General features: G+C 69.3%; 14 protein-coding genes. 11 read left to right on the top strand and 3 right to left on the bottom strand.

All coding sequences use genetic code 11. The features are described 5' to 3' along the window. Position 1 precedes the first annotated feature (1 nt). A complete protein-coding gene (locus PIR02_17730) occupies positions 2–850 on the top strand; it encodes an undecaprenyl-diphosphate phosphatase (protein ID WZH36568.1) in 849 nt (282 codons plus the stop codon). Positions 851–911: 61 nt separating this feature from the next. Here the strand turns inward: PIR02_17730 and PIR02_17725 are convergent, their stop codons facing one another. Then, positions 912–1778 carry a PAC2 family protein gene (locus PIR02_17725; GenBank protein WZH36567.1) on the bottom strand — a complete coding sequence of 289 codons (867 nt, stop codon included), beginning with the start codon at positions 1776–1778 and terminating at the stop codon, positions 912–914. Between the two features lie 96 nt (positions 1779–1874). On the opposite strand from PIR02_17725, the gene PIR02_17720 reads away from it, so the two are divergent. The 9 genes from PIR02_17720 (at position 1875) to lnt (ending at position 11808) form a co-directional block, all read left to right on the top strand. Then, positions 1875–2591: an HAD family phosphatase gene (locus PIR02_17720; protein ID WZH36566.1), complete on the top strand. Its 717-nt coding sequence runs from the start codon at positions 1875–1877 to the stop codon at positions 2589–2591. Next, positions 2588–3610 carry a tRNA (adenine-N1)-methyltransferase gene (locus PIR02_17715; protein ID WZH36565.1) on the top strand — a complete coding sequence of 341 codons (1023 nt, stop codon included), beginning with the start codon at positions 2588–2590 and terminating at the stop codon, positions 3608–3610. The genes PIR02_17720 and PIR02_17715 overlap by 4 nt, the downstream gene beginning before the upstream one ends. 9 nt (positions 3611–3619) lie before the next feature. Beyond that, entirely contained in the window at positions 3620–4570 is a 951-nt protein-coding gene (locus PIR02_17710; GenBank protein ID WZH36564.1) for a hypothetical protein, read from the top strand. A 51-nt stretch (positions 4571–4621) separates the two neighbouring features. Beyond that, on the top strand, positions 4622–5614 hold the full coding sequence (locus PIR02_17705) for a WYL domain-containing protein (GenBank protein ID WZH36563.1): 993 nt from the start codon (positions 4622–4624) through the stop codon (positions 5612–5614). Beyond that, positions 5611–6576, top strand: a complete 966-nt coding sequence (locus PIR02_17700) for a WYL domain-containing protein (GenBank protein ID WZH36562.1) — start codon at positions 5611–5613, stop codon at positions 6574–6576. The genes PIR02_17705 and PIR02_17700 overlap by 4 nt, the downstream gene beginning before the upstream one ends. 92 nt (positions 6577–6668) lie before the next feature. Further along, positions 6669–6923: a twin-arginine translocase TatA/TatE family subunit gene (gene tatA, locus PIR02_17695; protein ID WZH36561.1), complete on the top strand. Its 255-nt coding sequence runs from the start codon at positions 6669–6671 to the stop codon at positions 6921–6923. Positions 6924–6986: 63 nt separating this feature from the next. Next, positions 6987–7745 carry a twin-arginine translocase subunit TatC gene (gene tatC, locus PIR02_17690; protein ID WZH39040.1) on the top strand — a complete coding sequence of 253 codons (759 nt, stop codon included), beginning with the start codon at positions 6987–6989 and terminating at the stop codon, positions 7743–7745. Beyond that, positions 7742–10216, top strand: a complete 2475-nt coding sequence (locus tag PIR02_17685; protein ID WZH36560.1) for a DEAD/DEAH box helicase — start codon at positions 7742–7744, stop codon at positions 10214–10216. Before tatC ends, PIR02_17685 begins: the two co-directional genes overlap by 4 nt. Before the next feature lie 5 nt (positions 10217–10221). Continuing rightward, positions 10222–11808 (top strand): apolipoprotein N-acyltransferase, encoded by a 1587-nt coding sequence (lnt, locus tag PIR02_17680; GenBank protein ID WZH36559.1) that lies wholly within the window; start codon positions 10222–10224, stop codon positions 11806–11808. A 15-nt stretch (positions 11809–11823) separates the two neighbouring features. Here the strand turns inward: lnt and PIR02_17675 are convergent, their stop codons facing one another. Further along, positions 11824–12195, bottom strand: a complete 372-nt coding sequence (locus PIR02_17675) for an RNA polymerase-binding protein RbpA (GenBank protein WZH36558.1) — start codon at positions 12193–12195, stop codon at positions 11824–11826. A gap of 109 nt (positions 12196–12304) precedes the next feature. Continuing rightward, positions 12305–13105 (bottom strand): glycerophosphodiester phosphodiesterase family protein, encoded by an 801-nt coding sequence (locus tag PIR02_17670; protein ID WZH36557.1) that lies wholly within the window; start codon positions 13103–13105, stop codon positions 12305–12307. Positions 13106–13243: 138 nt separating this feature from the next. Here PIR02_17670 and PIR02_17665 point away from each other — a divergent pair, with 138 nt between their 5' ends. Further along, on the top strand, positions 13244–14008 hold the full coding sequence (locus PIR02_17665; protein WZH36556.1) for an SDR family oxidoreductase: 765 nt from the start codon (positions 13244–13246) through the stop codon (positions 14006–14008).

Raw genomic sequence — 14008 nt, 5'->3', positions numbered from 1 at the left:
TATGCACATTCTCGAGGTCATCATCCTGGGGCTCGTTCAGGGCCTCACCGAGTTCCTCCCCATCTCTTCGAGCGCTCACCTGCGCATCGTGGGCGAGTTCCTCCCGTCGCAGACCGATCCGGGCGCGACCTTCACCGCCATCACGCAGATCGGTACCGAGCTCGCGGTGCTGTTGTACTTCCGCAAGAAGATCGTCCGCGTGCTCTCGCGCTGGTTCCTCTCGCTGACGGGCCGCGTGCCGCGCAGCGACCCGGATGCCCGCATGGGCTGGTACATCATCATCGGCACCGTGCCGATCGGTGTGCTCGGGTTCCTGCTGCAGAGCCTGATCCGCGACAACTTCCGGAGCCTGTGGATCACCGCGATCGTCCTGATCGTCTTCGGCGTCCTGCTGGGCGTCGCCGACCACTATGGCAAGCGTCGCCGCGACCTCGACGACCTCACCGTCGGCCACGGCTTCGCCTTCGGCTTCGCGCAGGCCCTGGCTCTGGTCCCGGGCGTCTCGCGCTCGGGAGCGACCACGACCCTGGGGCGCGCGCTCGGCTACAAGCGCACCGCGGCGGCGGAGTACTCGTTCCTGCTCGCCGTTCCGGCGGTGTTCGCGAGCGGTCTGTACGAGCTCTACAAGAGCTTCGACGAGGGAACCGGTCCCTACAACCTGGGGGAGACGGCCCTCGCGACGGTGATCGCCTTCGTCGTGGGATACCTCGTGATCGCGTTCCTCATGCAGTACCTGAAGAAGGGCAGCTTCCTGCCCTTCGTGATCTACCGGGTGGCGCTCGGCATCCTGATCATCGTGCTGCTCTCGCTCGGTGTCATCCCCGCCGTCTCGACGGTCATCACCAGCTGAGAACCGTCCGCTCACGACGACGGCGCCGCCCCGAAGGGGACGGCGCCGTCGTCGTCTGCGGTCAGCGACGCGGGGGGTCGTCGCGACCGGGTTTGGACGGGCCCTCGCCCCCGCGTCGCAGGTATCGCTCGAACTCCTGCGCGATCGCGTCCCCCGATGCCTCGGGGGAGTCCCACGTGTCGCGCGTCTGCTCGAGCTGACGGATGTACTCGCTCATCTCTTCGTCGTCGGCGGCCGCGGCGTCGATCGAGGCCTCCCATGCGACGGCCTCGGCGGCCAGGTCTCCGCGCGGAACGTCGATCCCGGTGATCGACTGCAGACGGTCGAGGATGGCCAGGGTCGCTTTGGGTGAGGGTGTGTGGCCGGCGACGTAGTGCGGCACGCTCGCCCACAGGCTGGCCGTGGGGATGCCGACGCCCTCGGCCGCGTAACCGATCGCGCTCAGGATTCCGACCGGCCCCTCGTACAGGCTCCGTTCGAGATCGAGGGACTGGCGGACGCTCTCGTTGTCACTGCCCGCGAACACGGAGATGGGGCGAGTGTGCGGCACGTCGGACATCATCGACCCGAGCGCGACGAACCCCGTCACGTCTTCCCGGAGCGCGACATCGATGAACTCCGCGGCGAAGGCCTGCCATGCGCGCGCGGGTTCGACGCCGACGAGCAACCAGATCTCCGCGTCGTCGGAGCGCTGCACCGGCCGCAGCAACCGCGCCTCGGGCCAGGTGAGGGTGCGGTGTCCCTCCGCATCGAGGCCGATCTGCGGACGCGTGTACTGGTAGTCGAAGTACAGCTCGGGATCGACGGCGTGCACCACTTCGTACTCGGTGCCGGCGCGCAGCAGAGACGCGGCGGCGGACGCCGCCTCTCCGGCGTCGTTCCAGCCGTCGAAAGCGGCGACGATGATCCGGCGACCCAGTGCGTCCACGCGACCTCCTCTGCCCCGAAAAGGGCTGGGTTCCAGGATAGGCGCATGCGCCGCCGCCGGATCGGCCGCGGGCGGCGCCCTCGATACGATGGAACGATGACTTCTTCCGCGCCCGCCGCTGTCCTCTGGGACATGGACGGCACACTCGTCGACACCGAACCCTTCTGGATGGCCGCCGAGACGCCGCTGGTCGAGCGCTTCGGAGGAACGTGGTCGCACGAGCAGGCTCTCGGCATGGTGGGGCTCGCCCTCGAGGACTCCGCTCGGCTGCTGCAGAACGCGGGCGTGCCGTGGGGGACCGACGAGATCATCGCCTACCTCACCGACGAGGTGCTGCGCCAGCTCTCGGTCGTCGGCGTGCCGTTCCGCCCGGGTGCCCGGGAGCTTCTGGCCGACCTCCGCCGTCATGGCGTGAAGACGGCGCTGGTGACGATGTCGATGCGTCGCATGGCGCTTTCGGTCATCGATCTGATCGACTTCCCCGCCTTCGATGTGGTCGTCGCGGGTGACGACGTCGAGCGCCCGAAGCCGCACCCCGACCCCTACCTCCAGGCGTGCGCCGCTCTCGGCGTCGACGTGGCCGACACCGTGGCGATCGAGGACTCGCCCAACGGTCTGCGCTCGGCGATCGCCAGCGGCGCCGTCACTCTCGGGGTCCCGCTCATGGTGCCCCTGGACGGCCTGGGCGCCGACGCCCTCTGGCCGAGCCTGGAGGGACGCTCGACCGCCGACCTGCGCGACCTGCATGCCTCCCGACTCTCGAGCCTCGGCATCCCGTCGCTCCCGCACACGACCACCCAGGAGACCCGATGAGTGAGACCCCGCACCTGAGCGGCCCGTTCCGGGTCGGCGATCGCGTGCAGTTGACCGGCCCCAAGGGGCGGTTGCACACCATCACCCTGCGCGAAGACGGCGAGCTGCACACGCATAACGGCGTGCTGAAGCACTCGCTGCTCGTCGGCGCGCCCGACGGCAGCGTCGTGACCAACAGCGCGGGTCACGACTACCTGGCCCTGCGGCCGCTGCTCCGCGACTTCGTGATGTCGATGCCGCGGGGAGCCGCGATCGTCTACCCCAAGGACGCCGCGCAGATCCTGTCGGCCGCCGACATCTTCCCGGGTGCGACGGTGGTCGAGGCCGGCGTGGGCTCCGGTGCCCTGTCCCTGTGGCTGCTGCGAGCGATCGGACCGGCGGGTCGCCTCGTCTCGTTCGAACGGCGTGAGGAGTTCGCCGACGTCGCCCGCGCCAACGTCGAGACCTTCCTGGGTGGCGCCCCCTCGACCTGGGACGTGGTGGTGGGCGACCTCGTCGAGAGCCTCCCGACCGCTGTCGAGCCGGCATCGGTCGACCGCGTGGTGCTCGACATGCTCGCGCCCTGGGAGTGCATCGACGTCGCCGCGGACGCGCTCACCCCGGGCGGTGTCGTCCTGTGTTACGTGGCGACGGCGACCCAGCTCAGCCGGGTCGCGGAGTACATCCGCGCGACCGGACTCTTCACCGACCCGGATGCCTCCGAGACCATGGTCCGCGGCTGGCACGTCGAGGGACTCGCGGTCCGTCCCGATCACCGCATGATCGCCCACACCGGCTTCCTGCTGACCGCCCGTCGTCTGGCGCCGGGCGCGGTGCCGCCCGAGGTCAAGCGGCGCGCGTCGAAGTCGAGCTACGGCGACGAGGACGTCGAGCTGTGGACCCCGGGGGCCGTCGGCGATCGTGAGATCACCGACAAGAACCTGCGCAAGCGGGTGCGAGAGGCGCAGAAGGCGGCCGACGGCGTTCGGCAGCGGCAGGATGCCACGCCCTCGGCGGATTCATCGGACGCGACGCCCTAAACTGTTCCGGTGCGCAGACTCCCCGCCTTCGTCGCCGTGACCGCCCTCGCCGGATTCGGTCTCGTCGGCTGCTCCGCCTCCGCCGGGGCCTCGTGTCCGACCCCGACCGCCGATCCCGCCCTGTCAGCGGCGATCTCGGCGAGCGGCGACCTGGGCGCGGCGCCCACGGTGAGCCTGCGCAGCCCCTTCCTGCCGACCCAGTCGGCGGTCGACACGCTCATCGCGGGTGACGGCGAGAAGCTGACGCAGCCCGGACAGCTCGCGCTCGTCAACGTGACGGTGATGAACGGCGTCACGGGCGAGACGGCGATCGCCACGCAGTACAGCTCCGATCTCACGAAGTCGACCTCGCTCACGGCGCTCGAGCCGAGCGTTCCGGGGCTGACGGCGGCCCTGCAGTGCGCTGCCGAGGGCTCCCGCGTGGCTGTCGCCATCCCCGGCGACCAGATCCCGGCCGACAAGGCACGGGGACTCGGGCTGCCCGAGGGAGCGCCGGGCGTCTTCGTCGTCGACATGCGCAAGGTGTTCCTGCCCGCGGCCGACGGCGTCGATCAATTCAACACCGGCACCGGCATGCCCTCCGTGGTGCGCGCTCCCGACGGTCGGCCGGGCATCTCGTTCCCGCAGAACGACGCCCCCACCGACGTTCGGACCGAGACGCTGAAGAAGGGCGATGGCGAGGTGCTCGCGGCGGACTCGAGCGTCATGATCCACCTGGTGGGTGTCGCGTGGGGCGCGAAGACGACCTTCGCATCGACGTGGGAGAACGGTGCGCCCGGGCAGGCCACGGTCTCGAAGCTGCCGAGTGCCCTGGCGTCGGCTCTCGAGGGTCAGACGGTCGGCTCGCAGGTGCTCGTGGTCGTCCCCGCCGACCAGACGTCCGACGACCAGCAGGCCCTCGGTGCGCCGGCGGACAAGGCGCTCGTCTACGTCGTCGACATCCTCGGCACCCTCGGCTGACCGCACGGTCCCGAGCGGATGCAGGGGCCTCGCCGCGCCTAGGATGGGCGAGTGCCCGCCACCACCTCCAGGAACGCTCCCGAGGAGCGACTGGTCAACCTCGTCGTCGCCCTCATGGCGACCGAGCAGGGGTTGACGAAGGAGACCATCCTGTCGTCGGTGGCGGGATACCGCGAGCAGCTCGAGGCCGGAGCGTCGAAAGACGCCCTCGAGAAGATGTTCGAGCGCGACAAGGAGAACCTGCGCGGTCTCGGCGTGCCGATCGAGACGATCGGTGAACGCAGCGACCCCGACGACCTCCGCGAAGCGCGGTACCGGGTCCCGACGGCGGAGTACGCCCTCCCCGAGGACATCACGTTCAGCCCCGCGGAGATCGCTCTGCTGAACATCGCGGGCGATGTGTGGGGGAGCGAGTCCCTGTCGGCCGACGCGCGTAGCGGCCTCCGGAAGATCCGCGCCCTCGGTATCGCCGTGGACGAACCGATCATCGGGTACGCGCCGCGCATCCGCGTCCGCGATGCGTCGTTCCCCGCGTTCCAGCGCGCGATCGAGGAGTGCCGTGTCGCGACCTTCACCTATCTCCGACCGGGTGAAGCGCGCCCGCGTGAGCGACGGATCCGCCCGCTGGCGCTGGTCGAGTACGAGGCGCGCTGGCACGTGTACGGCTTCGATCTGACGATGGATGCCGATCGCACGTTCCTGCTCTCCCGGGTCATCGGCGATGTGTCCTTGACGCGGGAGAAGTTCCCCGCCGCGCTGCGGCAGGGAGCGGGGGAGCGCGCTCTGGCCGGTCTGCGCGAGGTCGCGGACCGGCAACGGGCCCTTCTCGAGGTGCATCCGGGGACCGAGGCGGCCCTGCGCCTCGCGCGCCGCGCTCTTCCCGCGCCGCAGGGCGTCGTCGTTCCGTACGTCGACCTGCACGTGTTCGCGGATGAGTTGGCGTCATACGGCCCCGAGGTGCGCGTCGTCGACCCTCCGGCCCTCCGCGAGGAAGTCGTGCGTCGGCTCGAGGCCACGATCGCTCTGCACGGCGGCGCCGCATGAGTGGAGAACGGTCCCTCCCGGCGCTGGACCGCGCCGCCCTGTTGCTGCAGCTCGTGCCGTACCTCATCGGCAAAGGTGAGGTCTCGGTCACCGAGGCGGCTGCCGAGTTCGACGTTCCCCCCGCCCAGATGCGGGCCATGGTCGAGCGTCTCACCGTGATCGGACTCCCCGGCGAGCGCGGCTTCTGGCAGTTGCCGAACGAGCTGTTCGACATCGACTGGGATCTGCTCGAGCGCGACGACATCATCGCGATGACGAACACGGTGGGCTTGGAACGTTCGCCGCGTCTGACCGCTCGCGAGGCAGCGGCCCTTCTCGCCGGCCTTCAGCTTGCGCGGACCCTGCCGGGGGTCGGCGACAACGAACTCATCGTCGGTCTGCTGGCCAAGCTCGCCCGCGGAGCCTCCTCCGCTCCTCCTGCGGTCATCGTCGCTCCGGGTCCCGTCGACGGCGTCCGCGACGTCGTCGATCGTGCGCTCCGCGCGCGGGTGGCGGTGACCTTCACCTACCGGGCCCCGGGAGCGGGGCCGACGACGCGCACGGTGGATCCGATAAAGGTGCACATCTCCACGGGTCAGTGGTACCTGCAGGGATGGTGTCACCTGCGCCAAGCCGTCCGGACGTTTCACCTCGACCGGGTGAGCGATCCCGCCCTCACGGACATCCCGGCCCTGCACGGAGCCGACCCCGTGCCCGAGCTCTTCGCCCCCTCCGACGACGACGTCGTGGCGCGTTTCCGCTTCCCCCGGGAGGTGGCACCTCTTCTGGCCGACTATCTCGAACGCGCTGAGATCGCCGACGACGGCGAGGCGTCGATCGCCTCGCTCCGTCTCGCCGACGAGCAGAGTCTCAAACGACTGGCAGCCCGCCGAGGCGGCGAGGTCGAACTGCTCGAGCCGGAGGGCGCGCGCCGCGCGGCGGCTGCGTGGGCCGCCGCCGGTCTCGCCCAGTACGCGGGTTGATTTCTGGGGTGAAGGTTGCCCTTGTTCCGGGCTATGGGGCGGATCATCGGGTTAGACTGACGATTACGCCCGAGATCGACTGAGGAGTCATCATGTTGCAGGGATTCACCGGAGTACATCTCCTGATCATTCTCGCGGTCCTTCTTCTTCTGTTCGGTGCGACCAAGCTTCCCGCCCTCGCGAAGAGCGTGGGGCAGTCTGCTCGTGTCTTCAAGAACGAGATGAAAGAGATGAAGCGCGACGACGAGGTCCCCGCCGACGCGCCGGATGCGCCGCGCGCGACCGAGGTCGGGACCGCTTCGGCCACCGCTCCCGAGCAGCGCAAGCCGAACGACTCCTCCATCTAACACGTGACAACCGCAGGACCGCCGCGGATCGACGTGCCCGAGGGGCCGCGGCGCGACAAGCGCATGTCGATCGGCGCTCACCTCATCGAGTTGCGCAAGCGCCTGATGATCGCCGCGGCGGCATTGATCGTCGGCATGATCATCGCTTTCGCGATCACCTCGCCGATCATCGAGTGGATCACCGAACCCGTGCGCGTCATCGCCGCTCGACGCGGCGACAATCTCTCGGCCATCAACTTCTCCGCGGTCACGGCCGCTTTCGATCTGCGGATGCGGATCGCCTTCTCGATCGGCATCTTCCTCAGCGCGCCGATCTGGCTCTGGCAGATCTGGGCGTTCATCATGCCCGGGCTCACGCGGAAAGAGATCCGCTACACGGTGGGTTTCGTCGCCTCCGCCGTTCCGCTGTTCTTCGCCGGGTGCTACGTCGGCGTGCTCATCGTTCCCCACGTGATCGAGCTCATGTGGAGCTTCACTCCCGACGGCGCGGCGAACCTGTACAACGCGGCCGACTACTACGACTTCGTCTTCAAGCTGATGCTGGTCATCGGGGTGGCGTTCGTGCTTCCCGTCTTCCTCGTGGCGCTGAACGTCGCGGGCATCATGAGTGGCAAGGCGATCCTCAAGGGGTGGCGCGTCGCCGTCCTCATCGCGACCCTGTTCTCCGCCCTCGCCACCCCCGCGGCCGACGTCGTCAGCATGCTCATGCTGGCCGGCATCCTGGTCGTGCTGTTCTTCGCCGCGGCGGGTGTCTCCATGCTCTTCGACCGCCGCAAGGCGCGCCGCCTCGCCGCGGAGGGCTTGCCAGGGCCGACCGCGTGAGCGGACTCAGCCCGGCCGATCGCTTCGCGCGTGCCTCGGCCCGATCCGCCCACCCGCGGACGGCGGATTTCGCCGACGCGCAGAACTTCGAGCTCGACGACTTCCAGATCGCCGGATGCCAGTCGCTCGAAGACGGCCGGAGCGTTCTCGTCGCCGCGCCCACCGGGGCGGGGAAGACCATCGTCGGCGAGTTCGCGATCCACCTCGCCATGCTCGAGCCCGGCGACAAGGCGTTCTACACCACCCCCATCAAGGCCCTGTCCAATCAGAAGTTCCACGAGCTGCAGGACACGTACGGCGAGGACGCCGTGGGTCTGCTCACCGGCGACACGAACATCAACGCGTCTGCGCGCATCGTCGTGATGACGACCGAAGTGCTCCGCAACATGCTCTACGCCGACTCTCCCGCCCTGCGCGGACTGCGGTTCGTCGTCATGGATGAGGTCCACTACCTCGCCGACCGCTTCCGCGGCGCGGTGTGGGAGGAAGTGATCATCCACCTTCCGCGATCGGTGAAGCTCGTCTCACTGTCGGCGACGGTCTCGAACGCCGAGGAGTTCGGCGATTGGCTCGACACCGTACGCGGCGACACCGAGGTCATCGTGTCGGAGACGCGTCCGGTGCCGCTCGAGCAACACGTGCTGGTGCGAGGCGACCTGCTCCCGCTGTTCGACGACCGTGCGGGTGTCGCCACGGCACAGGTGAATCAAGAGCTCCTTCGTATTCGCGGGGGACATTCGGGCGGCTACGAGAACAACCGGCGCGCGCAGGAGTATCGCTCGCAGCGCCACGCGGGTGGGCGTCGTCAGGGGTGGAGCGGGCAGAAGCCGGTGCGGGCGTCACAGGGCCCGCGCATCGAACGTATCGACCGCCCCGAGGTCGTCGAGCTGTTGCAACGCAGCCACCTGCTGCCCGCGATCTTCTTCATCTTCAGCCGCGCCGGGTGCGACGCCGCCGTGCAGCAACTGCGTCGGGCCAACGTGCGTCTGACCTCGGCCGAGGAGCGGGCCGAGATCCGTCAGATCGTCGACGAGCTGACGTTCACGCTGAAGGACGAAGACCTCGCGGTGCTGCACTTCTGGGAGTGGCGCGAGAACCTCGAAAGGGGAATGGCCTCGCATCACGCGGGACTCCTTCCCGCGTTCAAAGAGGTCGTCGAGGAACTCTTCCGACGCAAGCTCGTCAAGGTCGTGTTCGCGACCGAGACCCTCGCTCTCGGCATCAACATGCCCGCGCGTACCGTCGTCCTGGAGAAGCTCGAGAAGTTCAACGGGGAGGCGCGCGTCGCGATCACCTCGGGGGAGTACACGCAACTCACCGGTCGCGCCGGGCGACGCGGTATCGACGTCGAGGGGCACGCGGTCGTGCAGTGGACCGAGGGTCTCGACCCGCAGTCGGTCGCGGCTCTCGCCTCACGGCGCACGTATCCGCTGAACTCCAGCTTCCGCCCGACCTACAACATGGCGGTCAATCTCATCGATCAGTTCGGTCGTCCTCGGGCCCGCGAGATCCTCGAGTCGTCGTTCGCGCAGTTCCAGGCCGATCGCTCCGTCGTCGGCCTGGCCCGCCAGGTGAAGGAAGCCGAGGAGTCCCTCGCCGGCTACGAGCAGGCGATGACCTGCGACCGCGGCGACTTCCGCGAGTACTCGACCATCCGCCGCGAGCTCAGCGACCTCGAGAAGATCAATCGTCGGGATGCGACGGCTCCCCGTCGCCTGCGCGACGAGCGACAGCAGCAGATCCAGTCGCTCCGGCGCCGGATGCAGCGGCATCCGTGCCACTCGTGCCCCGATCGCGAAGCCCACGCGCGCTGGGCGGAGCGCTATTGGAAGCTCAAGCGCACCACCGACAAGACGCGACAGCAGATCGACCAGCGCACCGGTACCGTCGCGCGGGTGTTCGACCGCGTCGTCGAGGTCCTCGCGGCGCTCGAATACGTCGCGATCGACGACGAGGGAGCGACCATCCTCACGCCCGCGGGACGGACGATGCGGCGCATCTACGGAGAGCGCGATCTCCTCGTCGCCGAGTCACTGCGTCAGCGGCTCTGGGATGAGCTCGACGCGCCGTCGCTGGCGGCACTGGCCTGCTGCCTCGTGTACGAGCCGCGCCGAGACGAAGCGGGACCGGGGGAGCGGGGCCTGCCTCGGGGTGCTTTCCGCGGCGCCCTCGACGCGACACAGACGCTCTGGCAAGAGCTCGATGATCTCGAGCGCGACCACCGCCTCCCGGGGTCGGAGTCGCCCGCGTCCGGTCTCGCTCCGGCCATGCATGCGTGGGCGAAAGGCCTGCCGCTCGACAGCGTCCTGACCCTGGCCGATATGGCCGCGGGTGACTTCGTCCGCTGGGCGAAGCAGACCATCGACCTGCTCGACCAGATCTCGCTCGTGGCCGACCCTCAGCTCGCGCGAACCGCCCGCACGGCCCTCGACTCCGTCCGACGCGGCATCGTCGCGTACACGTCGGCGTGAGCGCCGTGTCGACGCCCCGGCCGCGGGTGGGCGTGGCGGACGCTGCGCCCCCGGTGCTCCGTCTGGCGTTCGCGGCACCGCTGGCGGTCGTCGCGGGGCTCCTGCTGGTCACCGCGTTCCCCGCTCTCGCCTGGTGGCCGATGGCGCTACCGGCCGTCGTCCTGACGCTGCTGACGCTGGCGGGCCGCGGTGTGTGGTCGTCCGTTCTCGTCGGGTTCCTGTTCGGCGCAGCGTTCTTCTCCGTGAACCTGCTCTTCACAGCGCGCTACCTCGGCCCGGTTCCATGGATCGCGCTGTCGATGCTGGAGGCGTTGCTCACCGCCGTCTTCGCGGTGCCGATCGCTCTGGCGTACCGCTGGATGCCGAGAATCGCGCCCGGCACGCTCGGACGCCTCGTGCTGCTTCCCGCCCTCGTCGCGGGCCTGTGGACCCTGCGCGAACAGGTCGTCGGGTCGTGGCCGTACGGCGGCTTCCCGTGGGGACGCGTCGGGGTGTCGCAGGTGAACGGACCGTTCGCCGAGGTCGCGTCGTGGGTGGGGATGTCGGGGCTGACGTTCCTCGTCGTGCTGCTGTGCGCCATGGCCATCGAACTCGTCCGCCTCGGCCGGTTCCGCCGTCTGGCCCGCGCGGTGCCCGCCGCGATCGTGCTCGTGGTTCTGGTGGCGCTCCCGCAGTTCCCGACCGCGGCTGCCGGGTCGATGCGCGTGGGGTCCGTGCAGGGAAACGGCCCCGCGGGGTACTTCGACCAGCGCGCACGAGGAGCCGTGCTGAATGCTCAGCTGTCGGCATCCGCCCCGCTCTTCGGTCAGGACATGGACGTGCTGCTGTGGCCGGAAGGCGGCGTCGATTCGGATCCGACGACCTCGTCGCAGACCGCGGGAGTCCTCGACGAGCTGTCTCGCCGCGTCGACGCCCCGCTGATCGTCTCGGCCGTGACCGAGCGTGGCTCCGAGCTGTTCAACTCGTCGTTGCTGTGGACGGCGGACGGCGGCCCCGAGCAGACGTACGACAAGCGGCATCCGGTACCGTTCGGCGAGTACGTCCCGGACCGGGCTTTCTGGGAACCGTTCGCCCCCGACCTGATCGGGCTGATCGGTCGCGAGTACACGCCCGGAACAGCACGCCCCCTGATCGACCTGAACGGGGTCGGCGTGGGACTCGCGATCTGCTTCGACGTCATCTACGACGACGTTGTCTGGGACGGAGCGGCCGATGGCGCCGAGGTCTACATGTTCCAGACGAACAACGCCGATTTCCGAGGAACCGACGAGAACCTCCAGCAGCTGGCGTTCGCGCGTATGCGTGCCGTCGAGACGGGCCGCTCGGTCGTGAACATCTCCACCGTCGGCACCAGTCAGGTGATCGCCCCCGACGGGTCCACGATCGACGAACTGCCGATCGACGTTGCCGGGCACATGCTCACGGACGTCCCCCTGCGCACCGGTCTCACACCGGCCGTGATCATCGGTCCCGCGGTGAAGGTCGTCGTGGGAGGGGGAGCGCTTCTCGCTCTGGTGCTCGCGGGCGTCGTCGTGGCCGGACGCTCCCGGCGCACGAGAAAGACGCCGTCCCCCGAGGGGGCCGGCGTCTGAACTCGTCGGTCAGCGTCAGGCGCTGATCTTCTGGTCTCCCGCTCCGCGGCGCGCGCGGACGAAGGCGAGGCGCTCCTCGAGGAGCTCCTCGAGCTCGGGGATGGTGCGGCGCTCCAGCAGCATGTCCCAATGGGTGCGGGGCGCCTTGTCGTCGCTGTGGTCGACGGTCGCCGTGCCCTCGCCGATGCGAAGCAGGGCTTCCGCGCCGCACGTGCGGCACTCCCACGACTGCGGGACCTCCGCGTCGGCCGCGAAGGTCAGGACGGTGTCACGCCCGCAGGTGCTGCAGGAGTACGTGTGCTGTGCGCGGTCGTGGAACACGACCCCGTCTTCGCTCTGAAGGCTCTGTGCGCCGAGTCGGATGCCTCGAAGACTGCGATCTGCCATTGTGTGGTCCTCTCGTCGGTCCCCATGTATAACGACCGCACCTGTGCGCTTTATTCGAAATGAGCGCGTGCAGGCAGAACTCACAGGCGATGCTCAGGACACGGGGGCGTCACCGTCCGTTCACCAGGGCCAGTGCGGCATCGGCCCGGTCGGTGACGAGGCCGTCGACGCCCAGGTCGAGCAGGCGCGTCATATCGGCCTCGTCGTTGACGGTCCACACGTGCACCTCGACTCCGGCCGCCTGGGCGGCGCGGATCAGACGCGGTGAGACCACCCGCACCCTCCCGTGACGCTCGGGCACCTGGAGGGCGTCGAGGTCGCTCATCAGGCGGCGGGCGAGCGGCACGAGCCCTGCGGCGAGGGCGCCGACGATGCGTGTGACGGTCGCCGATCCGGGGGAGGTGGCGGGACGGATCGTCGCACCGGATGTCACGGAGGCGGCCAGGGCGCGTCGGCGGCGGTCGTCGGAGAAGCTCGTGACCAACACGCGCTCCGCGTGGGGAGCGACGAGTCGACCGATCGGTTCTGCGGCCGCCTCCGCCTTGACATCGAGGTTGAAGCGGGTGTCGGGGAACGCGTCGAGGGCCTGGGCGAGGGTGATGAGACCACCCCTGTCGGCCATCACCTCTTCGAGCTCGTGCACCCGCACGTCGGTGATCCGCCGGGGGTCGCCGGTCACCCGCGCGAGATCGTCGTCGTGGAAGAGGACGACTGTGCCGTCAGCGGTGAGGTGACAGTCGGACTCGACGTATGCCACTCCTGCCGCGTGAGCCTCGGCGACGGCGGCGAACGAGTTCTCGACGACCCCGACGGCGGCGGCCTCGGGCGTGACGAGACCTCGGTGCGCGAGCACCCGCGGGGGCTCAACGGCGTCGAGGTACGGATGACGTGGCGCGGGCGCGGAATGCATGTCGGGGCCTCCGCGGCCGAACGTAGCACGGCCCTGCGACGGCACCGTGACCGTTGCGTGACGCGGGCAGGAGTCCCGGAGAAGACCTCACAGGCTGGGTAGGGTGGGAAGGTCGTCTTCCCATCGTCAGGAGTCTCCGTGTCCCAGATCCTTCCGTCCGGTTCCCTGAGCGGCAAGACCGCCCTCGTCACCGGCTCGTCGCGCGGCATCGGCGCCGACACGGTGCGCTACTTCGCCGAGGCCGGCGCGAATGTCGTCATCAACTTCCGCAACAAGGCCCCCCGCGCCGAGAAGCTGGCCACGCAGCTGCGCGAGCTGGGTGTCGAGGCCCTCGTCGTGGGCGCCGACCTCACCGACCCCGAATCGGTGAAGGCGATGTTCGACGAGGTGAAGCGCACCTTCGGCGGGCTCGACATCCTCGTGCTCAACGCCTCGGGCGGCATGGAGTCGGGTATGGCCGAGGACTACGCGCTGCTGCTCAACCGCGACGCTCAGGTGAACGTGCTCGACACGGCGCTGCCGCTGCTCTCGGCCGACGCGCGCGTCGTGTTCGTCACCAGCCACCAGGCGCACTTCATCCGCACCACCCCGACGATGCCCGAGTACGAGCCGGTCGCCCTGTCAAAGCGCGCGGGCGAAGACGCCCTGCGCGAGAAGATCCCCGCCCTCGAGGAGCGGGGCATCGGCTTCACCGTCGTCTCGGGCGACATGATCGAGGGCACCATCACGGCGACCCTGCTCGAGCGGGCGAACCCCGGTGCCATCTCGGCCCGCCGCGAGGACGCCGGCAAGCTGTACAACGTGTCGGAGTTCGCGGCGGAGGTCGCCCGCGCGGCCGTCGACCCGGTACCGGCCGACAACACCCGCTTGGTCGGAGACACGGGATCGTTCGGAGGCGAGTGA

Origin of the sequence: Microbacterium enclense, assembly GCA_038182865.1 — a bacterium.
GTDB classification, from domain to species: Bacteria; Actinomycetota; Actinomycetes; order Actinomycetales; family Microbacteriaceae; genus Microbacterium; species Microbacterium enclense_B.
Note: the sequence above shows the minus strand (reverse complement) of the source record. Positions and strands in the feature narration are given on the sequence as shown.

Bases quoted from the DNA above. Each gene is read 5' to 3' on its own strand.
- PIR02_17670 (WZH36557.1), bottom strand. From the start codon at position 13,105: ATGCATTCCGCGCCCGCGCCACGTCATCCGTACCTCGACGCCGTTGAG.
- PIR02_17715 (WZH36565.1), top strand. From the start codon at position 2,588: ATGAGTGAGACCCCGCACCTGAGCGGCCCGTTCCGGGTCGGCGATCGC.
- PIR02_17730 (WZH36568.1), top strand. From the start codon at position 2: ATGCACATTCTCGAGGTCATCATCCTGGGGCTCGTTCAGGGCCTCACC.
- PIR02_17700 (WZH36562.1), top strand. From the start codon at position 5,611: ATGAGTGGAGAACGGTCCCTCCCGGCGCTGGACCGCGCCGCCCTGTTG.
- tatA (WZH36561.1), top strand. From the start codon at position 6,669: ATGTTGCAGGGATTCACCGGAGTACATCTCCTGATCATTCTCGCGGTC.
- PIR02_17675 (WZH36558.1), bottom strand. From the start codon at position 12,195: ATGGCAGATCGCAGTCTTCGAGGCATCCGACTCGGCGCACAGAGCCTT.
- tatC (WZH39040.1), top strand. From the start codon at position 6,987: ATGTCGATCGGCGCTCACCTCATCGAGTTGCGCAAGCGCCTGATGATC.
- PIR02_17720 (WZH36566.1), top strand. From the start codon at position 1,875: ATGACTTCTTCCGCGCCCGCCGCTGTCCTCTGGGACATGGACGGCACA.